The organism is Streptomyces sp. NPDC033221 (assembly GCF_055577005.1).
Map to the genome: position 1 here is coordinate 101,201 of NZ_JBVIQN010000006.1, position 20,370 is coordinate 121,570.

The window sequence follows — 20,370 nt, forward strand, 5'->3', positions numbered from 1 at the left end:
GAGGGTAGAGGGTGGGTCGCAGAGCACCCCCCCCTTCCCCCCCTCCCCCCCCCCCCCCCCCCCCCCCCCCCCGGGCCACGCCGCGCCTCAGGCCGTGAACCGCACCGCCCGGCGGATCTCGGGGAAGTCGGTCACCACGCCGTCCAGCCCCAGGCCGCGGCTGAGCCGGAGCTGGTCGTGGGTGTTGACGGTCCAGCCGAGGACGCGCAGGCCCGCGGTGTGCGCGCGTTCCACCAGCTCCAGGGTGAGCCGGCGGATGTCAAGAGAGAGTGCCGTGGCGCCCACCGCCCGCGCGCGGTCCACCACGTCGAGGCCGTAGTGCTCGGCGACCAGCGCGGTCCGTACGCCGGGCAGCAGCCGGGCGACCGTGACCAGCGCCTCGTCGTGGAAGGAGATCACCTCGACCCGGGCGGTCAGGTCGCGGGCGCGCAGCACCTCCGCCAGCGCCTGGGCGGCGGCCGCGTCCTTGATCTCCGCCTGGAGCGGCGCCCGCACCGCGTCCACGATCTCCTCGAACACCGGGACCCGCTCGCCGTCGCCAGCGTCCAGGTCGCGCAGTTCCGCCAGGGTGCGGTCGGCGACCGGCCCGGTCCCGTCGGTCGTGCGGTCCACGTCCGCGTCGTGCATGACCACGAGCGCGCCGTCCTTGCTCAGGTGCAGGTCCAGCTCGATGACGTCGAGACCTTCGCGTTCGGCGCGGACGAACGAGCGCAGGGTGTTCTCCGGCTCGACGCCCATCATCCCGCGGTGTCCGATGGTGAGAAAGGACAAGGCTGCCTCGTTTCTGTCGGGGGTGCCGGCAGACCGGTACCGGCCGTGGGCCACGGCCGCCGGACCTGTGCCGAGCGCGGGCCCACCGGCTGCACTCTCGAAACGGCGCACAGCCTAACGGGCCCCCGGACCGGCGGAACCGATGTCGGACAGCGCTCCGACGTGGCCGGAACGGGGACTTGCCAGGCTCGCGGCCACTCCCGCCGGGACTGGGAAATCCGGGCGGACCGGGGGCGCGCGGCGGCCGGGCGCCCGGCGGCGGGCGCGCTCCGGAGCCCGGCGCCCCCTTCGCCCGGGGCGCCGGACCGGAAAACGGCTCACTCGTGCGTGGGCGAGTCCTCCGTACGCTGACGCGGCGGGCCGCCGGAGCGGTGCCCGGCGCCCCTGGCGGGCCGCGTGGCGGGCCGGAGTGACAGGAACCGGTCAGGCGCGGTGCGTGGGCGCGGGGGAGTGCGGGAGGCTCGCCGCGGGGGCCGGGTGCCCCTCGATCCCAGTTGGCGGGCCCGGTCGCCGGGTGTGCGCGGTGGTCCGTACGGGACGGTGCCGTACGGGAGCGGCGCGACGGGCGGACGGGATTCGACCGGATCCGGCCGTCCGCCGGGGTCCGACGGCCGTCCCCGCGCGTGGGTCCGCCGCGCTTCGCCGGATGAGGCGATCATTCCGGGGTACGTGCTGGAGGAAGCGCGGCAGGTGTGAGCCCGGCAGACAGAAACTTCTGCCTCTTCTTCTGCGGACAGGAAAAAAGTTCGTAACCATGGGGATGGAGTGGAAAATTTTTCCTTGAGGCTCTTGAGGTGACGAACGGCCCCTGGATACCGTGTCCGCACAACAGGATCTCCTGCCGGAGGGTAGTCATGACGGAAATTCTTTCGCCTGTGGGTGCCCCGGGGGGCATCGGGACCGCAGAGCGTGTGGTCGCGCATCCGGCCTGGCCGGTGCTCAAGGACGCCATCGAGGCCATCCGCCCATGGCAGTCCAAGGACGGCTCGATCGACCTCGACGCCGAGGGCGCGCCCGCCGCCGACACCGTCCGGCGCGAGGTCGAGCGCGCCATATCGGCCATCGAGGAGCTGGCTCCGCTCCTCCCGCACGACGCCGCCTACCACCTGGCGCTCGTGTCGGACCTGCGCCGCTGGGCCGACGGCGGCTTCGCCGTGCCCGACTTCCTCGACTCCCTGCTGGCCTTCCAGCCCGCGGGACACCGCGTCGACGGCCTCCAGCACCTGGTCGTCTTCCCCATGTACACGCAGAACGGCAACCCGGACCGCAACTTCGAGGCGGTCGTGCTGCGCATGGTCTGGCCCGAGTGGCTGGCGGAGCTGGAGCGCACCCGCTACGACAACCCGCTGTTCTGCGGCATCACCTTCGAAGACTTCACCGCCGGGTACGACACCAACTCCGCCGTCCTCTTCCCGGAGACCATCGCCGTGCGCGAGGCGCCCGAGCGCTTCACCTGGGGCGGCATCTTCTGCGACCGTGAGGCCGCCCGCTTCCGCCGGGTGAGCGAGGCCGCCGTCGAGACGCTGGGCGTCGAACTGCCCGGCGACATCCGCGAGATGCTCGCCGACCAGGACCGCTGCCAGCAGGCCTTCGTGCTCTGGGACATGGTCCACGACCGCACCCACAGCCACGGCGACCTGCCGTTCGACCCCTTCATGATCAAGCAGCGGCAGCCGTTCTGGATGTACGGCCTGGAGGAGCTGCGCTGCGACCTGACCGCCTTCAAGGAGGCCGTCAAGCTGGAGGCCGAAGGCTTCCGCCAGGCCCGCGACGTCCAGTACGCGGTCATCTTCGACCGGATGTTCCGCTTCCCGGTCACCGGTGACCGGGTGCGCAACTACGACGGCCTCGGCGGCCAGCTGCTCTTCGCCTACCTGCACAAGCACGACGTCGTACGCTGGACGGACAACACCCTCCACATCGACTGGGAACGCGCCCCGCAGGTCACCAACCAGCTGTGCGGCGAGATCGAGAAGCTCTACCGGGACGGCATCGACCGCCCCAAGCTGGTCCACTGGTTCGCCGCGTACGACCTCGTCTCCACCTACCTCGCCCCGCACCCCGGCTCCGTCTGGGCCAAGGGCCCCGACGCGCTCGACCTCGACAAGCCGCCGCGCAAGCTGGTCGACGACGTTCTGCCGGACGAGTTCCCGCTCAGCATGTTCTACGAGGCCCTCGCCAAGAAACTGCGCGGCGTGATTGCCTCCACCAAGGGCATCACCGCCGGAAGCGACGTACTGGTGGCGGTGTGAGCGCCGGCGGTACACAGGGCAGGCCGGAGCACGAGGAGACGAGGAACATGAGTACTGCGACGAACGGCCAGGGAACACTGGAAGGTGCGGTCATCGCGGTGGCCGGGGCCGCGGGTCCCGCCGGGCGGGCCACGCTGCTGCGGCTCGCCGAGGCGGGGGCGACCGTGGTCGGGTCCGACGCGGACGCCGCTCGGCTGGCGGAGGCCGTCGACGCCGCGCGGTACGCGCACGGCGGCGCCACCGTCACCGGCGACACCGTGGACCTGCTGGACCTGGACGCGACCCGCGCCTGGGCGGACCGGACGGAGAAGGAGTTCGGCCGGATCGACGGCCTGGTGCACCTGGTCGGCGGCTGGCGCGGCTCGGCCTCCTTCGCGGAGACCGACCTCGCCGACTGGGAGCTGCTGGAGAAGCTGCTCATCCGTACGGTCCAGCACACCTCGCTCGCCTTCCAGGGTCCCCTGGAGCGCTCCGGCAACGGCCGGTTCCTGCTGGTCAGCGCGGCCGGCGCGAGCAAGCCGACCGCCGGCAACGCCGCCTACGCCGCCTCCAAGGCGGCGGCCGAGGCCTGGACGCTTGCCCTCGGCGACGCCTTCCGCAAGTCGGGGGGCGAGGACGGCCCGAAGGCGGCGGCTGCCATCCTGGTCGTCAAGGCGCTCGTCAACGACCAGATGCGCGCCGAGCGCCCGAATGCCAAGTTCGCGGGCTTCACGGACGTCAAGGACCTGGCCCAGGCCGTCAGTGGCGTCTGGGAGCGGCCCGCCCAGAAAGTGAATGGACAGCGTCTGTGGCTGACCCCCGAAGCGTGACCGAACGGCAGACCGACGCCCGGCGTCGCCACGACCTGACGGTGCGCGGCTTCGCCAGTGACAACTACGCGGGTGCGCACCCGGAGGTGCTGGCGGCGATCGCCCTCGCCAACGGCGGCCACCAGGTCGCCTATGGCGAGGACGAGTACACCGAAGCCCTCCAGCGGACCGTCCGCAGTCACTTCGGGCAGACCGTCGAGGCGTTCCCGGTCTTCAACGGCACCGGTGCCAACGTCGTCGCCCTCCAGGCGATGACCGACCGCTGGGGCGCGGTGATCTGCGCCGGCAGCGCGCACATCCACGTGGACGAGTGCGGCGCACCGGAACGGGTCGGCGGGCTGAAGCTGCTGACCGTACCGACCGAGGACGGCAAGCTCACCCCGGAACTGATCGACCGCGAGGCGTACGGCTGGGACGACGAGCACCGCGCCATGCCGCAGGTCGTCTCGATCACCCAGAACACCGAGCTGGGCACGGTCTACACCCCCGACGAGGTGCGGGCCATCTGCGAGCACGCCCACGAGCGCAACATGCTGGTGCACCTCGACGGGGCACGGATCGCCAACGCGGCGGCGTCGCTGGACGTTCCGATGCGGGCGTTCACGAACGCGGTCGGCGTGGACGTGCTGTCCTTCGGCGGCACCAAGAACGGGGCCCTGTTCGGCGAGGCCGTGGTGGTCATCAACCCGGACGCGGTGCGGGCGATGAAGCACATACGCAAGATGTCCATGCAGCTCGCCTCCAAGGCGCGCTTCATATCCGTGCAGTTGGAGGCGCTGCTCGCCCGCGACCTGTGGCTGCGCAACGCCCGGCACGCCAACAGCATGGCCCAGCGGCTCGCCGCCGGCGTCCGCGAGGTCGACGGTGTGGAGATCCTCTACCCCGTCCAGGCCAACGCCGTCTTCGCGCGGCTGCCGCACGACGTCACCGAGCGGCTCCAGAAGCGCTACCGCTTCTACTTCTGGGACGAGGCGGCGGGCGATGTCCGCTGGATGTGCTCCTTCGACACGACGGAGGAGGACGTGGACGGCATGGTGACCGCCCTGCGCGAGGAGATGGGCCGCTAGCCCGTACCCGGAGCTGTAGCTGTATTACTATGCGCCCGCTCGGAAAATCATTGGCTCCCGGTCGGGCGCATCGCTACGCTCGCTCCCCATGGAACTGATCCAGCACGAGCCCGAAATCTCCGCCTACCTGGCCGCGGACACGGTGATCGATCACGACCATGCCGTCGTCCGGGACACCGCGCAGGAACTGCGCGCATCAGCCCCGGACGCATACGCATACGCCAAGGCGGCATTCGCGTACGTCCGCGACACGATCCCGCACAGCGCGGACTCCGGCGACCCGCGGGTCACCTGGCGCGCCTCCGACGTCCTGGAGCAGCGCACCGGCATCTGCTTCGCCAAGTCGCACGCCCTGGCGGCCCTGCTGCGGGCCGAGGGGATCCCGGCGGCTCTGTGCTACCAGAAGCTGGACACCGCGCACGGCCTGATCGCGCTCAAGCTGCCGGGCGAACGGCGCTGGGCGCGGCAGGACCCGCGCGGGAACAAACCGGGTGTCGACGCGCAGTTCCGCCTCGAACGGGAGCAACTGGCCTGGCCCGTCCGCCCGGAGTTCGATGAAGTGGACTACCCGGTGCTGTTCGCCGAACCGCACCCCGCCGTGCTGCACTGCCTCCAACAGGCCGTCGACCGGCCCCACCTGTGGCAGCTGCTCCCCACGGCCCTGGCGATGCCCGAGGCGCGCCGGACGTGACCTCGGCTCGCCGGCCGAGCGGCCGTCCTAGGCGGTCGCGCCGGGCGCCGGAGCCGTGCCGCCGAGGTGCGCCGGGACCCACCAGGTGTCGTCCGGCCCCTTGGGACGTACCGGGTACGCGCGCTGCGCCGCCTCCAGCAGATCCTGCACACGGGACCGCAGCCGGTCGGTGATCTTCTCCGTCTGCTCGTCCGGCGAGGCCTCGACCGGCTCGCCGATCCGGATGGTGATGGGGAAGTGGTTGCGGCCCAGATCCCGCTTGTGCCCCTTGGTCCACAGCCGCTGGGTGCCCCACAGCGCCATCGGCAGCAGCGGCACCCCCGCCTCCTGCGCCAGCCGGGCCGCGCCCGACTTGAACGTCTTCAGCGTGAAGGACTCCGAGATCGTCGCCTCCGGGAAGACACCGATGATCTCGCCGCCGCGCAGCGCGCCGAGCGCGTGCTTGTAGGCGTGCACGCCCTGCGTACGGTCCACCGGGATGTGCTTCATCGCGCGCATCAGCGGACCCGACACCTTGTGCCGGAAGACCGACTCCTTGGCCATGAAGCGCACCAGGCGCTTGGCGGGCCGGGCGGCCAGGCCGCAGAAGATGAAGTCGAGATATCCGATGTGGTTGCTCACCAGTACCGCGCCGCCGCGCCGGGGAATGTTGTCGGCCCCGGCGATGTCGAACTTCAGGTCGAGCGCTTTGAACGCCGTGCGGGCGGCGCCGATGACGGGCGGATAGACGAGCTCTGCCATGTCGGGGACCCCTTTTCTGTGCCTGGGGAGGGTTCTCCCGGCGAAGACGTTACGCAGCCGTAAGTATGTGGCTTTCGGGAGATCGTGCCCGATCGGCGGCCCGGCGGCTACCGTACGGGCCCCCGCTGCCGGGAGATTCTCGTCACGTGGCGGTCACAACGTGCAGTTGCCCTGTGCAGCAGAAGGTACACCTCGCTCGTGCGGACGGCGGGAATGAATCCGGCCCCGTGGGCGCTGCACCGGTCGACGACAGAACCGATGGTGCGCGGCGCCGCGCCCGTGCGACGGGTGTTCCGGTGCGCCGCGTACCGCCGCTACGGGAGGGCGACGGGTGCGAGGGCAGGACGTGGGGACGCGGCTGGGTGCCGCCGAGGTGGGCGCCGGACTGGGGGAGCGGGCCACGCTCGTCCAGTTCTCCAGCGCCTTCTGCCAGCCCTGCCGGGCCACCCGGCGCACCCTGGCCGAGGTGGCGGGCATGGTGGACGGCGTGGCCCATGTCGAGATCGACGCGGAGGCGCACCTGGACCTGGTGCGGACGCTGCGGATCGAGCGCACGCCCACCGTGCTGGTGCTCGACGGGGACGGCACGGTGGTGCGCCGCGCGACCGGGCAGCCCCGCAGGGCCGATGTCATCGCCGCGCTGGGGGACGCCGTCCGTGATTGATCTCCCAGAAGCCCGGCGTCACTTGACTGTCCGGTGCACGCATCGTCAGGGTGACGTCATGCGGTCAGGCTCCCTCCTTCACGAGCGCGCACGCGCGTACGCGGCCCTCCGGCGCACCGTCGGCGCGCGCTGTCCTGGCGCGTGAGCAGCGACGATCTCGGCCGCGCCGGCGACGGCGCCGCTCCGGCCCGTACACCACGGCAGAAGGACATCTCCATGACGGCACCGGCCGACCTCGGTACGCCCCGTTCCGCCACCCCCGACCTGCTGCGCTCCGTCTTCCGGCAGCACGCCGCCGGCGTCGCCGTGATCACCGCGCCCGGCGCCCGCCCGGCCGGCTTCACTGCCACCTCGCTGACCTCGGTGGCCGCCGATCCGCCGCTGCTCTCCTTCGGCATCAGCACCGGCTCCTCCAGCTGGCCGGCGGTCTCCGAGGCCGGGCACATCGGCGTCCACATACTCGGCGAGCACCAGCAGGACCTGGCCGCCACCTTCGCGCGGAGCGGCGCCGACCGCTTCGCCGCGCCGACCTCCTGGCGCCCCGGCCCGCACGGCGTGCCGCTGCTGGACGGGGTGCTGGCCTGGCTGGTCTGCGAGGTGGTGGCCCGGGTGCCCGCCGGTGACCACCGGATCGTGCTCGGCCAGGTCGTCGAGGGGGACCCGGAGGGCTACGCGGGGACGGCGGGCCGCAGCCGCCCGCTCCTCTACCACGGGGGCCGCTTCAACGCGCTGCGCGACTGAGTCGCGCCGGTGCGGGCGCGGCCGTCCGCCGCGCCGCCGTCTCAACGCTTCGCGCGACCCGCCGGTTCCGTACGGCGGTCCCCTGTGCCCCTTCCGTGTCCGTTGGCAACGTCACAGTTCAACGGCCTTGCTTCCGGGGAATGGGGTGGATGTACTGGCGAGTAATATTTCGGTCGGCGCGGGGAACCCATCCGGCCGGAAGCCGCCCCAACAGGCGCCTATGCTGCCAGCACAAGGCAGTTCGGAAGAGTCGAAGCAGGTAGGAGAGCCGGCGTGAGCCTGAGGATCGTTGTCTGTGTGAAGTACGTGCCCGACGCCACCGGCGACCGGCACTTCGCCGAGGACCTGACCGTCGACCGCGACGACGTGGACGGCCTGCTCTCGGAGCTCGACGAGTACGCGGTCGAGCAGGCCCTGCAGATCAAGGAAGCCGCCGACGGCGACGCCGAGATCACCGTCCTGACCGTCGGCCCCGAGGACGCCAGCGACGCGCTGCGCAAGGCCCTGTCGATGGGCGCCGACCAGGGCGTGCACGTCGAGGACGACGACCTGCACGGCACCGACGCGCTCGGCACCTCCCTCGTACTTGCCAAGGCCGTCGAGAAGACCGGTTACGACCTGGTCGTCTGCGGCATGGCCTCCACCGACGGCACCATGGGCGTGCTGCCCGCGCTGCTCGCGGAGCGCCTGGGCGTACCGCAGGTGACCCAGCTGTCCGAGGTCTCCGTCGAGAACGGAACCGTCAAGGGCCGCCGGGACGGCGACACCGCCACCGAGCAGCTGGAGGCGTCGCTGCCGGCCGTCGTGTCGGTCACCGACCAGTCCGGCGAGGCCCGTTACCCCTCCTTCAAGGGCATCATGGCCGCCAAGAAGAAGAAGGTGGAGTCCCTGGACCTGGACGACCTGGACATCGAGGCGGACGAGGTCGGCCTGGAGGGTGCCTGGACCAAGGTCGAGGAAGCGGCCGAGCGTCCCGCCCGCACCGCGGGCACGATCGTCAAGGACGAGGGCGAGGGCGGCAAGCAGCTCGCCGAGTTCCTCGCGGGCCAGAAGTTCATCTGAGCCCCCGGAACCCCGTCCTCACCACCGCCCTCACTTTTCCCGCAGGAGAGCAATCCCATGGCTGAAGTCCTTGTCTACGTCGACCACGTGGACGGCGCCGTCCGCAAGCCCACCCTCGAACTGCTCGCCCTCGCCCGCCGCATCGGCGAGCCGGTCGCCGTGCACCTCGGCCCCGGAGCCGACACCGCCGCCGCCACGCTCGCCGAGCACGGCGCGGTGAAGGTCCTGGCCGCCGACGCGCCGGAGTTCGCCGAGTACCTGGTCGCGCCGAAGGTCGACGCGCTCCAGGCCGCGTACGAGGCCGTCTCCCCGGCCGCCGTGCTGCTGCCGTCCTCCGCCGAGGGCAAGGAGATCGGCGCCCGCCTCGCGCTGCGCATCGGCTCCGGCATCATCACCGACGCCGTCGACCTGGAGGCCGGCGACGAGGGCCCGGTGGCCACCCAGTCCGTCTTCGCGGCCTCGTACACCACCAAGTCCCGCATCACCAAGGGCACCCCGGTCATCACCGTCAAGCCCAACTCCGCCGCCCCGGAGGCCGCGCCGGCCGCCGGTACGGTCGAGCAGCTCGCGGTGACCGTCGCCGACACCTCCAAGGGCACCAAGATCGTCTCGCGCACCCCGCGCGAGTCCACCGGCCGCCCGGACCTGACCGAGGCCGCGATCGTGGTCTCCGGTGGCCGCGGCGTCAACGGCGCCGAGAACTTCCCGGTCATCGAGGCGCTCGCCGACTCGCTCGGCGCGGCCGTCGGCGCCTCGCGCGCCGCGGTGGACGCGGGCTGGTACCCGCACACCAACCAGGTCGGCCAGACCGGCAAGTCCGTCTCGCCGCAGCTGTACATCGCGGCGGGCATCTCCGGCGCGATCCAGCACCGCGCCGGTATGCAGACCTCGAAGACCATCGTCGCCATCAACAAGGACGCCGAGGCGCCGATCTTCGACCTGGTCGACTACGGCGTGGTCGGCGACCTGTTCGAGGTCGTCCCGGCCCTCACCGACGAGGTCAAGACCCGCAAGGGCTGACCCGCCGGGCACGGGGACCCCGTGCCGTGCCAGTGCCGAGCCCAGGGCCCGTACGCCGCCGCGTACGGGCCCTGGGCCTGTCTGCGGCAGGTTGTGCGCGGGCACCGGGGCCCACGTCCCACCTCGTTTCCTGAACGGACATCGGGGCTTACGTCCCGCACCCGGGGACGTAAGCCCCGGGTTTCGCGCTGCCCGGCGGGCACACCGAGGGTGCCGGAACCCGACTGCGGCCGAAGGGAAGCCCCGCACGATGCCCCAGCCCCAAGCCCCCGCCGACACCTCCGTACGCGCCCTGCGGATGCGCCTGCCGACCAGCCCGCAGGCGGCCCGCCTGGCCCGCGAGTCGGTCTGCGCCGTCCTGGACCCCGACCGCTATGCGCTCGGAGACGGCCAGACCTGCCTGTCCGAGGTGGTGGCCAACGCCGTACGGCACTCCGCCGCGCCCGACATCCCGCTGATGCTGATCGGGGAGGCGGACGGCAGCCTCTTCGCGGCGGTCCGGGACACCGCCCGTACGGTGCCGATGACCACCGCCGCCCAGGACGGGGCGCTGTCCGAGGACGGCCGCGGCCTGGAGGTGCTGGGGGCGCTCGCGGACGGCTGGGGCTTCGACCGGACGCGCTCCGGGAAGTGGGTGTGGTTCCGTGTGCGCCACCCGCGCTCGGGCGCCGGCCGTGAGCAGGTGAGCGCGTGACGACCGACCTCGCAGCCGACGTGCTGACCGGCTCCGCACCCGTACGCGAGAGACCCGCGACCGGCCCCGCCGGGCTGCCCGAGCTGACGGACGCCGGCGCGATCACCCCGCAGGACGCCCGCGAGATGTCCCAGCTGTTCTTCGAACGGCTGGCCGGACTGCCCGAGGACGACCCGGCCCACCGGTACGCGCGCGACTGCCTGGTCGAGATGAACCTGTCCCTGGTGCACTACGCGGTCCGCAGGTTCCGCAGCCGCGCCGAGGAGACCGAGGACATGGTCCAGGTCGGGACCATCGGGCTGATCAAGGCGATCGACCGGTTCGACCTCTCGCGCGGGACGCCGTTCAGCGCCTTCGCCGTCCCGTACATCGTCGGGGAGATCAAACGGTACTTCCGCGACACCAGCTGGGCGGTCCACGTGCCGCGCCGGCTCCAGGAACTCCGTATCGACCTGGCCAGGGCCCGCGAGAAACTCGCACACGAACTGAACCGGGCGCCCACCACCGCGGAACTCGCCCAGCACCTGGAAGTGGACCAGGAAGACGTCATCGAGGGCCTGTACGCGGGAAACGGTTACTCCGCCGATTCCCTCGACACCCCACCGGAGGACGGTGACACGCCTTCCGCCGGCCGGACGCTCGCCGCCCACTTGGGCAGCGAGGACCCCGACCTGGAAAAGGCGGAGAACGTGCAAGCACTCAAACCCCTGCTGGACGGCCTGGCGGAACGCGACCGGCACATCCTGCACCTGAGATTCGGCGCCGAACTCACCCAGACGGAAATCGGCAAGACCCTCGGCATCTCCCAGATGCAGGTCTCCCGTCTCCTCACCCGCATTCTCGCCGGTCTGCGCGAGGGGATGCTGGAGGGGAGCTGAGGGGCACCGGTCGCCGACCGGGCCCCACGACGCGCTTCGGCCCGCCTCCTGCTCCCGGCAGGAGGCGGGCCGAAACGATTCCTCAGGCCGCCCGACGGTACTCGGCGTCGTGCGCGCGCAGCAGGCGGCGGGCTTCGCGGAGGGCGGCGGCGGGGTCGCGGTGACCCGTGTAGACGCCGAGGGTGTAGGACAGGTCCGCCAGGCGGACGGATTCCTCTTCGCGGGCCGGGAAGCCGTGCCGGGTAAGGCGGTGGTGTTCGTGGACGAGGTCCCGCAGTACGTCGTAATTGATCAGTCGCATGATTCTTCCCTTTTCGCGTGGTGGAGGATCGGGCGCCGCGCCATGGAATGTCCCGCCGCCGGACTGCTGCTTTCCCGGTGCCCCGCGGGCGGGGGAAGCGGCGGGACTTTCGTCCCCTGATAAACGGGACCTTCTCCTGTCCGGCGCAGCCGAAGGGCACCATTTCGCGCCCTGGCCACAATTCCTCGTCAAGGGCCGCATAGCCGGAAGTCGCAGCGGACAAGACACGGGTTCGGCGGCCGTCAGCGAAGACCGCGGCTGCCGGTTCCGTAGCGCGGAGGAAAGGGGTGCACGTGCGGGAGGAGAACACAGTGCCGCGCGGGCGCCGGACGGGTGCCGCGCTGGTGGTGGTGGGGCTGGCGCGGATACGTGACGGACCTTGGGCGGTCCGGTGGCTGGTCGCCGTCCGGGCCAGTGTGGCGGCGGCTCTGGCCTGGCAACTGTGCCGCAGTGTGTGGGAGACGCCGCAGCCCGGCCCGGCAGTCGTCGCCGCGTTGCTGGTCGTCCACCCGACGGTGTTCCGCTCGTGTACGGCGGGCCTCCAGTACGCGGCCGGGTGCACGCTCGGCGCCCTGATCGCCCTGCCCGCCGCGGTCCTCGTCGGGCCGACGTGGCTGAGCATGAGCGCCGTACTGCTGCTGTCCCTTCTGGCCGCGGGGCACGAACGGCTCGGCGCGCACGGACTGCACGTACCGATCACCGCGGTGTTCGTCCTGCTGCTCGGGCCGAGCCACGCGGGGCAGATCCTGCCGCACCTGCTGGAGATCGGGGTGGGCATCGCCGTCGCGGTCCTCTTCAACGCCCTGCTGCCCCCGCCGCTGCGGCTGCGGGCCGCGGAGGACGCCCTGGACCGCTTGCGGGACGAACTGGCCAGTGTGCTGGGCGGCGTGGCCTCGGCGGTACGTGAAGCACGGTGCCCCGACGATGGCCTCGACCCGCAGTGGCGTACCCGTCTGGCCGACACCATTGCCGACGCGCGCAGCGCGCTTGGCCAGGCACACGAGAGCCTGCGCTGGAACGTGCGCGCGCGGAACCGGAACACGGTCTGGCACTTGGACCGCAAGGTACTGGAAAGCCTGGAGCGCGTCGCGCACGATGCGGAAGCGGTCGTCGGCGCGCTCGACGACCTCGCGGCGGAACGCCCTGCCGCGGAGGTGCACGGCCCAGGTCCGGACGGAGCGGCGGAGGCGGACGCATGGGACCGGGAGTTCCGGACCGGCTGCGCCCGCCTGCTGACCTGCCTGGCGCTCTGTGTCCGCGGTTGCCGGGGTGGCAGCCCGCACCCCGTCCTGCCGGCGACCCGCCGGGTGTGGCGGGAACTGGCTGAGCGGTGCGGCGTCCGGCACGCCAGTCTGGATGCCCGGGTGGCCGAGTGCCGCCTCCTGATGCTGCTCGACCGGGCCCTGTACGACGTGGCGGGTGGGCGGAGCCGCACGGCGCGACCCGCCCGCGGCCGGACTGCCATCGCCGCCGAATCGGCCTCCGTAGCCAGGGAGGACGCCCATGCGTAGGGGGTCGGCTCTGGGCTTCGGCCGGAACAGCGCGCGGCGCCGAGCCCTGGCCCTGCTGCCGCGCGCGCTGTTCGTCGTTGCCTTCGTGCTGTTCGTCCTGGCCGTGGTGTCCCTGTCGACCGGTGCGCCGACACCCCGACGGCTACCGTCCGGGCCACTGTCCACGGCGGCTGCGTGCATGGCGCTGGCCGCCGTGCCGACGGCCCTCGCAGGCGGTGGGGTACGGCGGCGGCGACAGCGCGCGCGGAACCGGTCCGACACGTCGGCCGCGACCGCGCAGCGGGTCCTGCTGAGGCCGCTCCCCGGGCGGATCGGGGACCTGCGCCTGCGCGGCACCTACCTCCCGGCGCGGACCGCGCCGCGCAGTGGTGGCGATCTCTACGACGCGGTACGCAGCCCGTACGGCACTCGCCTGCTCATCGGCGACGTACGGGCCAAAGGCATGCTCGCAGTCGAGGCGTCGGCGCTGCTGCTGCGCTCCTTCCGCGAAGCGGCGTACGAGGAGGAGCAGTTGACGGAGGTGGCCCGGCGGCTGGAGTGCGACGCGCGACGGCACATCGCGCGGCTGCCGGGCGCGGAGACGCCGGAACGATTCGCCACCGCCCTGCTGGTGGAGATCCCCGCCGAACCGGTGGCCCGGGTGGTCCACTGCGGGCACCCCGAACCGCTGCTGATCTCCGGCGGACAGGTACGCGCCTGCCCGCCGGAGCGGCCCGGTGCCCCCATCGGCATGGCCGACCTGGTGGGGGCCGGGCACACGGTCCAGACGCTGCCGTTCCGGGCGGGGGAGCGGCTGCTGCTGCTCACCGACGGGTTCACGGAGGCACGGGACGCGGCGGGGCGCTTCCAGCCGTTCGCCGAACGGGTCGGTGAACGGGCCGCCGCGCCGCTGGACGATCTGGTGGACGGGCTCCGCGCCGACCTGGTCCGGCACACGGGCGGAAGGCCGGCGGACGATGCCGCGCTGCTCGTCGTCGACCGGGTTCACGGACACGTACCGGGGTGATCCGCGCGGGCCCGCCGGTGGCCCGACGGGCCTTGCCGGCCTGTTACCCCGTCACCCCGTCACCCCGTCGATCCGTTCGCGCAGCAGGTCCGCGTGTCCGTTGTGCCGCGCGTACTCCTCGATCATGTGGACGTACACCCACCGGAGGCTGATGGTCCGGCCGTCCGGCATCTTGAAGGTGTCGTCCAGGCCGCGGTGCGCCACGGCCTGGTCTGCGGCGTCACACTCGGCGCGCAGTACCGCCAACGCCTCCTCGGCCCCGGCGGTGTCGAGCACCTCGAAGTCCGCGTCCGGCTGCTCCTCCGTGAAGTAAAGGCTGCCGATCTTCTGGCCCGCGGTGCGCTGCCGGAACCAGGCGCGCTCCACGTCCGCCATGTGCCGGACCAGGCCGAGCAGCGTCAGGTTCGACGGCTCGGCGCTCGCCCTGACCAGCTGTTCCGGAGTGAGGCCGGCGCACTTGGCCAACAGGGTGTCACGGTGCCGGTCCAGCCAGCCCTGCAGCATTGCGCGTTCGTCCGCCACGTACGGCTCTTTACGGCGGTCAACTTGGGGTGCGATCCATGTCATGCGGGAGAGTGTCACCCGGCATGATCGGGAACGCCACAGGTTTATGCGCGGGAGTTTCCGTACCGGGCTTGGTACTTTGCGGCGTCAGTGATCGCAGAGCGGGTCATAGGGGACATCGGGCAGCAGTTCCCGCCAGCGCGCGGGCCCGGTCCTGCCGACCAGCGGGCAGACACGCCCGGCCACCCGGCGTGCGTCCAGGTCCCACAGGCGTACGGAGCCGTCCGCGCCGGTGCTCGCCAACGTCCGGCCGTCCGGCGCGTAGGCCACCGACCACACCACGTCGGTGTGCCCGGTCAGGGTGGCGGTCTGCGTACGGGCGGCCGTGTCCCAGACGCGTACGGTGCCGTCGAAGCCGGCCGTGGCCAGCCGCCGCCCGCGCGGCGCGAAGGCGATACCGCGCACCGAACCCGTGTGGCCGCGCAGTACACCGGTGGCGCGGTGCCGCCGGACGTCCCACAGGCGCACCGTACGGTCGTTGCCCGCCGAAGCCAGCGTGCGGCCGTCCGCGCTGAAGGCCAGCGCCCACACCGCGCCCGTGTGCCCGCGCAGGACGGCGACCGGGCGGCGGGTGGCGGCGTCCCAGAGCCGTACAGTACGGTCGTCGCTCGCGCTGGCCAGCAGCCGCCCGTCCGGGCTGAACGCCACGCCGTTGACGAAGTCGTCGTGCCCGGTCAGGACGGTCGAGCCGCCCCGAGCGAGGTCCCACAGCCGGACCGTGCCGTCCTCGCTCGCCCCCGCCAGCCGCCGCCCGCCGGGAGCGAAGGCGACCGCGAACACCGCGCCGCGCGAGCCCGTCAGGAGTCCCGTGGGGGTGCCGCGGACCGCGTCCCACAGCCGTACGGTCCCGTCGGCGCCGGCGGTCGCGAACGTCCTGCCGTCCCCGCTGTAGGCCAGCCCGCGCACCGGGCCGTGATGGCCGCGCAACGGCGGTCCCAGCTGTGCACGGGACCGCACGTCCCACCGCTGCACCGAGCCGTCGACGCCCGCCGCGGCCAGCCGCCGCCCGCCGGGGGCGAAGGCGACGGCGGACCGGCCGGACACCGGCCGGGCGGTCAGCGCAGCGCCGGCCGGCACCCACAGGGTGAGGGTCCGGTCGAAGCTGCCGGTGGCCAGGGTGCGGCCGTCCGGGGAGAAGGCGACGGTGAGCACATAGTCGCTGTGTCCGGTGAAGGCGGCGACGGTACGGCGGGTGGCGACCTCCCACAGGCGCGCGGAGCCGTCGCCGGAAGCGGACGCGAGGGTGTCGCCGTCGGGGCAGAACGCCAGCGCGTTGACGTCGTCATTGTGGCCGGTGAGGCGGCCGATGACGGTCATGCTGCGGGTGTCGTACAGCGTCACCGTACGGTCCGTGCCGCCGACCGCCAGCGTCGCGCTGTCCGGGCTGAAGGCCACGGCCACGGCTCCGTTGCCGTGCCCGGAGCGGTCGGCCAGCACGGTGGGGGAGGAGGGGCGGTCGGCGTCGGACAGGGCGCTGCCGGGCGCGGACGCGGTCAGCGAGGGCGGCAGCCGCCACACCCGGAGCCGCCCGTTGCCGTCGCCGCGGGCCAGCAGCCGCCCGTCCGGGCTGAACGCGACCTTGCCGCTCGCGCCGCCTCCCCGGCCGGGCAGCCGGGCCGCCGCCCGCATCCGGGGCGTCTCCCAGAGGGTGACGCTGCCGCCGGGGCCGGTGGCGGCGAGGATCTGGGCGCGGGGCGGGCCGGTTGTGGCTGCTCGTGCGTCCGTACCGGCGGTATCCGCTCGTGTGCCCGTGCCCGCACCGGCCGGCGCGAAGGCCACCTCGCCGCCGGGGCCCTCGCCGGGCACGGTGGCGGCCGGGGCCCCGCGGCCGGTGTCCCGCACCCGTACCGAACCGTCCGAGGCGCCCGCCGCGAGCAGCCGGCCGTCCGGGCTGAAAGCCACCCCGCGAATGCGCGCCGCGGCCGCCCGGATCGCGGTGCCCAGCGGGCGGCGGGTGCGCGGGTCCCAGAGCCGTACCGTGCCGTCCGAGGCGCCACCGGCCAGCAGCCGCCCGTCCGGGCTGAACGCGGCGGCGTTGACCGGGCCCTGGTGGCCCGTCAGGCGGCCCGCGAACGGCCGCGCCTGGGTGCTCAGCAGCGCGCTGCGGGAGGCGGGGGACGGGCGCAGCCGGTACGCCTCGGCGGCGAGCAGTATGGCCGCCTCGGGCTGCCCGGTCGCCACCTGGCCGGAGCGGGCGGCCAGTTCACCGGCGTACGCGTCGAGGCGGCCGGACTCCGCCGTACGCCACTGCTGCACCGCCAGCACGCCCGCGCACAGGGCGAGGACGAGCAGCACGGCCAGGGTGCCCGCGAGCCTGCGACGCCGTCGCACCCGGCGGCGGTCGGCCCGCGCCGCGGCCGCCTCGCGCGTCTGCGACGCTTGCAGGAACTCCTCCTCCAGCGGGCTGAGCCCGGCGGTTTCGCCCTGCTGCCCGGCCCATTCGCGGGCCACCGCCAGCCGCGTGCCCCGATACAGCCCCGCCGCCTCCCGCCCCTCCCGCTTCCACGCCCCGGCCGCCTCGGAGAGCCGCTGATGGACGACGAGCCCCGCCCGGTCGGCCCGGATCCAGCCGCGCAGCCGCGGCCAGGCCCGCAGCAGCGCCTCGTGGGTGATCTCCACGGTGTCCGCGTCCAGGGTCAGCAGCCGGGCGCGTACGAAGACGTCGATCACGGCGGCGGTCTTCTCCGGGTCCGGCAGGTGCTCCAGCAGCCGCTCGTGCGGGACGCGGCGGCGCGTCTCGCCCGCGATCTCGCCGACCTGCACCAGCCGTAGCAGCACCTGCCGCGCGGCCCGCCGCTCGGCCGGGTCCAGTTCGGCGTGCACCCGCTCGGCGGTGGTGGCGACGGCGCCGTGCAGGCCGCCGGTCAGGCGGTAACCGGCGACGGTGAGGGTGCGGCCGCTGCGCTGCTGCCAGGTGGCGAGCAGGGCGTGCGCCAGCAGCGGCAGCGCGCCGCCGGCCACCGGGCCGTCGTCCTCGTGGATGCCCAGATCGGACAGGAGCAGTTCTTCCAGGCCCCGTTCCAGCTCCAGCGCGGCCGCCCGCGCGGGCCCGGTGACCGCCGCGCGCACTTCGGGTACGGACATGGGCCGCAGCGCGAAGATTCCGGCGGACAGGGCCGGGGCGAGCGGCGGGTGGTCCAGGCACTGGCCGTAGAAGTCGGCGCGTACGCAGAGGACCACGGCGCACGGGGCGTCTCGGGCGGCCGCGCACAGCGCCGCGACGAACGCCCGCCGTTCGCGCGGGTCCTCGCAGGCGGTGAAGACCTCCTCGAACTGGTCGACGACGAGGACCAGGCGTGGGTGGGGGCCGAGGGCGGCGCGGACGGCGGCGGGGCAGTGTTCGGGCGCGTCGGCGAGGTCGTCCGCGGCGGCGGCGATGGCGGCGGCCGCGGGCGTGGTGACCGGGTCCTGGGCCGCCGCTGACTCCGGGGCCGCCCCCGGATCCGCCGACGCCGGTCCGGCCAGTGCCGTGGCCAGTTCGGTGAGCGGATGCGCGCCGGGCGTCAGGGCGCGGACCGCCCAGTGCCGGGAGCCGGGCAGGGCCCCGGCGCGCAGCGCGGGCAGCAGGCCGGCCCGGAGCAGCGAGGACTTGCCGGCGCCGGACGGGGCCGCGACGATCAGCGGGCCCGCGGCCTCCAGACGCTCGGCGAGGCGGCCGACCAGCGCGGCGGTGGCGCGTTCGCGGCCGAAGAACCAGGGGGCGTCGTCGGCGGTGTAGGCGGCCAGGCCGGGATACGGGCAGCGGTCGCCGGGCGTGCGCGCGGACAGCAGCCGGGCAAGGGTGCCGTCCCCGGTCAGGGCCGCGTCGCAGCGGCGGGCGACATCACCGGTCGGCGGCTTCTCGCCGTTCTCGATCTTGCTGAGATAACCCTTGCTGTAGTGCACCAGCTGCGCCAGGGTCCGGAGGGAGACCTCCTTCTCCCGCCGCAGCCGCCGCAGCGCGTCCCCGAACTCCTCCGGCATACCGTCCCCCACGCCTCGTGCGGGCGGCCGGGAGGCCAGGGCCGCCCGCACCGCGCCGGTGATGTTACGCACGGGCGTTCCGGTCCGGCCGGTGAAGACGGAAGAAGCACCGAAAGGGGTGAAACGGGGCGCGCGGGGCGCGGACGTGCGGCGCGCGTCATGGGGAACGCTCCCCATGGGCCGCTCCGCCGACTTCGCCCCGGTCTGGCCCTCGGTCCGGGCCCCGGTCTGGCCCCGGAGGGTGTTGACCTGCGAACTCGGCCCGGATAACTTCGCTCTACGGATTGTTGATTCCGTACAACGGAAAAGTTGAAGCCCAGGTGGTGGGCGCGAGCACTGGGAGGGTGCCGGATGGGGCAGCACGAGACGGTGGCGACGAGTCTCGCGGACACCGTACGCGAGGGGATCGGAGCCGCTCTCGCGGACGTCGACGCGGACCTCGCGCGGCGCTACCCGGGCGACCCCGGCACCCGGCAGCCGGTCCACACGGTCTACGTCCCCGGCGACGTGTTCACCGCCGGCACCATCCGTGCATGGGGCGACGCCGCCCTCGCCGCGCTCGACGAACACGCCCCGGACGCGGAGGCGTTCGCCGGCGTCCTGGGCATTCCCGGCGAACTGGCCGAGCCCGTGTACGAGCGGGTACGGGCCAAGCTGGAGCGCGAGCCCGTCGAGGACCTGCGTATCGATTTCGAGGACGGGTACGGCCCGCGCCCGGACGCCGAGGAGGACGCGGCCGCCGCGCGCGCCGCCGTCCTCGTCGCGGCCGCCTACCGGGACGGCACCGCGGCGCCCTGCATGGGCATCCGCATGAAGTGCATGGAGGCGGCCGTCCGCGACCGCGGCATCCGCACCCTGGACATCTTCCTGACCGGTCTGATGGCGGCCGGCGGCCTCCCGGACGGCCTGGTGCTGACGTTGCCCAAGGTCACCTACGCCGAGCAGGTCACCGCGATGGTGCGGCTGCTGGAGGCGTTCGAGAAGACCCACGGCCTGCCCGCCGGGCGGATCGGGTTCGAGATCCAGATCGAGACCACCCAGTCCATCCTGGGCGCCGACGGCCGCGCCACCGTCGCCCGCATGATCGAGGCCGCCGAGGGCCGCGCCACCTCCCTGCACTACGGCACCTTCGACTACAGCGCCTCCTGCGGCGTGAGCGCCGCCCACCAGTCGCCGGACCACCCGGTGGCCGATCACGCCAAGGCCGTGATGCAGGTCGCCGCGGCGGGCACCGGCGTCCGCCTCTCCGACGGCTCGACCAACGTCCTCCCGGTCGGCGCGACCACCCGGGTCCACGACGCCTGGCGGCTGCACCACGGCCTCGTACGCCGCTCGCTGGCCCGCGCGTACTACCAGGGCTGGGACATGCACCCCGCCCACCTGCCCACCCGCTACGCCGCCGTCTACACCTTCTACCGCGAGGGCCTGGAGCAGGCCGCGGCCCGGCTGGCCGCGTACGTGAACAAGGCGGGCGGCGATGTGCTGGACGAGCCCGCGACCGCCAAGGCGCTCAGCGGCCACCTGCTGCGCGGTCTGGACTGCGGCGCCGTCGACATCGCCGAGGTCGCCCGCCTGACCGGGCTCACCCGCGCCGACCTCGACGCCCTCGCGGGACGGCCGGCGCCCGCCGTCTGA

The 20,370-nt window shown here is 73.3% G+C and carries 18 protein-coding genes; 13 read left to right on the forward strand and 5 right to left on the reverse strand.

The annotated features are described in order from the left end of the window. Positions 1-87: 87 nt before the first annotated feature. Positions 88-771, reverse strand: a complete 684-nt coding sequence (locus ACZ53K_RS09995) for a glycerophosphodiester phosphodiesterase (protein WP_468833579.1) — start codon at positions 769-771, stop codon at positions 88-90. An 854-nt stretch (positions 772-1,625) separates the two neighbouring features. Here ACZ53K_RS09995 and ACZ53K_RS10000 point away from each other — a divergent pair. The 4 genes from ACZ53K_RS10000 (at position 1,626) to ACZ53K_RS10015 (ending at position 5,590) form a co-directional block, all read left to right on the forward strand. Beyond that, positions 1,626-3,023 (forward strand): DUF6421 family protein, encoded by a 1,398-nt coding sequence (locus ACZ53K_RS10000; RefSeq protein ID WP_468833580.1) that lies wholly within the window; start codon positions 1,626-1,628, stop codon positions 3,021-3,023. Positions 3,024-3,070: 47 nt separating this feature from the next. Further along, positions 3,071-3,832: an SDR family NAD(P)-dependent oxidoreductase gene (locus ACZ53K_RS10005; protein ID WP_468833583.1), complete on the forward strand. Its 762-nt coding sequence runs from the start codon at positions 3,071-3,073 to the stop codon at positions 3,830-3,832. Continuing rightward, positions 3,811-4,899: a threonine aldolase family protein gene (locus ACZ53K_RS10010; protein ID WP_468833585.1), complete on the forward strand. Its 1,089-nt coding sequence runs from the start codon at positions 3,811-3,813 to the stop codon at positions 4,897-4,899. Before ACZ53K_RS10005 ends, ACZ53K_RS10010 begins: the two co-directional genes overlap by 22 nt. Before the next feature lie 88 nt (positions 4,900-4,987). Continuing rightward, positions 4,988-5,590: a transglutaminase-like domain-containing protein gene (locus ACZ53K_RS10015; protein WP_468833587.1), complete on the forward strand. Its 603-nt coding sequence runs from the start codon at positions 4,988-4,990 to the stop codon at positions 5,588-5,590. Positions 5,591-5,617: 27 nt separating this feature from the next. Here ACZ53K_RS10015 and ACZ53K_RS10020 read toward each other — a convergent pair whose 3' ends face one another. Further along, positions 5,618-6,331 (reverse strand): lysophospholipid acyltransferase family protein, encoded by a 714-nt coding sequence (locus ACZ53K_RS10020; RefSeq protein ID WP_468833589.1) that lies wholly within the window; start codon positions 6,329-6,331, stop codon positions 5,618-5,620. Positions 6,332-6,662: 331 nt separating this feature from the next. On the opposite strand from ACZ53K_RS10020, the gene ACZ53K_RS10025 reads away from it, so the two are divergent. From ACZ53K_RS10025 to ACZ53K_RS10050, 6 genes are all read left to right on the forward strand, one after another. Further along, complete coding sequence (locus ACZ53K_RS10025) at positions 6,663-6,995, forward strand: thioredoxin family protein (RefSeq protein WP_468833592.1); 333 nt, start codon at positions 6,663-6,665, stop codon at positions 6,993-6,995. A gap of 216 nt (positions 6,996-7,211) precedes the next feature. Continuing rightward, a complete protein-coding gene (locus ACZ53K_RS10030; protein WP_468833996.1) occupies positions 7,212-7,736 on the forward strand; it encodes a flavin reductase family protein in 525 nt (174 codons plus the stop codon). Positions 7,737-8,009: 273 nt separating this feature from the next. Then, positions 8,010-8,798, forward strand: coding sequence for an electron transfer flavoprotein subunit beta/FixA family protein (locus tag ACZ53K_RS10035; RefSeq protein WP_468833594.1), 789 nt, complete (start codon positions 8,010-8,012; stop codon positions 8,796-8,798). A gap of 57 nt (positions 8,799-8,855) precedes the next feature. Beyond that, complete coding sequence (locus ACZ53K_RS10040; protein WP_468833595.1) at positions 8,856-9,818, forward strand: electron transfer flavoprotein subunit alpha/FixB family protein; 963 nt, start codon at positions 8,856-8,858, stop codon at positions 9,816-9,818. 250 nt (positions 9,819-10,068) lie between these two features. Further along, positions 10,069-10,512 carry an ATP-binding protein gene (locus ACZ53K_RS10045; protein ID WP_468833598.1) on the forward strand — a complete coding sequence of 148 codons (444 nt, stop codon included), beginning with the start codon at positions 10,069-10,071 and terminating at the stop codon, positions 10,510-10,512. Further along, complete coding sequence (locus tag ACZ53K_RS10050; RefSeq protein WP_468833600.1) at positions 10,509-11,390, forward strand: RNA polymerase sigma factor SigF; 882 nt, start codon at positions 10,509-10,511, stop codon at positions 11,388-11,390. Before ACZ53K_RS10045 ends, ACZ53K_RS10050 begins: the two co-directional genes overlap by 4 nt. Before the next feature lie 82 nt (positions 11,391-11,472). On the opposite strand, the gene ACZ53K_RS10055 is transcribed toward ACZ53K_RS10050, so the two are convergent. Further along, a complete protein-coding gene (locus tag ACZ53K_RS10055) occupies positions 11,473-11,691 on the reverse strand; it encodes a DUF5133 domain-containing protein (RefSeq protein WP_468833602.1) in 219 nt (72 codons plus the stop codon). Positions 11,692-11,984: 293 nt separating this feature from the next. Between ACZ53K_RS10055 and ACZ53K_RS10060 the strand changes: the two genes are divergently transcribed. After that, positions 11,985-13,202 carry an FUSC family protein gene (locus tag ACZ53K_RS10060; RefSeq protein ID WP_468833604.1) on the forward strand — a complete coding sequence of 406 codons (1,218 nt, stop codon included), beginning with the start codon at positions 11,985-11,987 and terminating at the stop codon, positions 13,200-13,202. Then, positions 13,195-14,208: a PP2C family protein-serine/threonine phosphatase gene (locus ACZ53K_RS10065; protein ID WP_468833606.1), complete on the forward strand. Its 1,014-nt coding sequence runs from the start codon at positions 13,195-13,197 to the stop codon at positions 14,206-14,208. The genes ACZ53K_RS10060 and ACZ53K_RS10065 overlap by 8 nt, the downstream gene beginning before the upstream one ends. 51 nt (positions 14,209-14,259) lie before the next feature. Here the strand turns inward: ACZ53K_RS10065 and ACZ53K_RS10070 are convergent, their stop codons facing one another. Together ACZ53K_RS10070 and ACZ53K_RS10075 are read right to left on the reverse strand one after the other, a co-directional pair. Continuing rightward, a complete protein-coding gene (locus ACZ53K_RS10070; protein ID WP_468833607.1) occupies positions 14,260-14,775 on the reverse strand; it encodes a DinB family protein in 516 nt (171 codons plus the stop codon). An 84-nt stretch (positions 14,776-14,859) separates the two neighbouring features. Beyond that, a complete protein-coding gene (locus ACZ53K_RS10075; protein ID WP_468833609.1) occupies positions 14,860-18,807 on the reverse strand; it encodes an nSTAND1 domain-containing NTPase in 3,948 nt (1,315 codons plus the stop codon). A 279-nt stretch (positions 18,808-19,086) separates the two neighbouring features. On the opposite strand from ACZ53K_RS10075, the gene ACZ53K_RS10080 reads away from it, so the two are divergent. Next, the gene (locus ACZ53K_RS10080; protein ID WP_468833611.1) at positions 19,087-20,370 is read left to right on the forward strand and encodes a DUF6986 family protein; all 1,284 of its coding nucleotides are present in this window, start codon (positions 19,087-19,089) and stop codon (positions 20,368-20,370) included.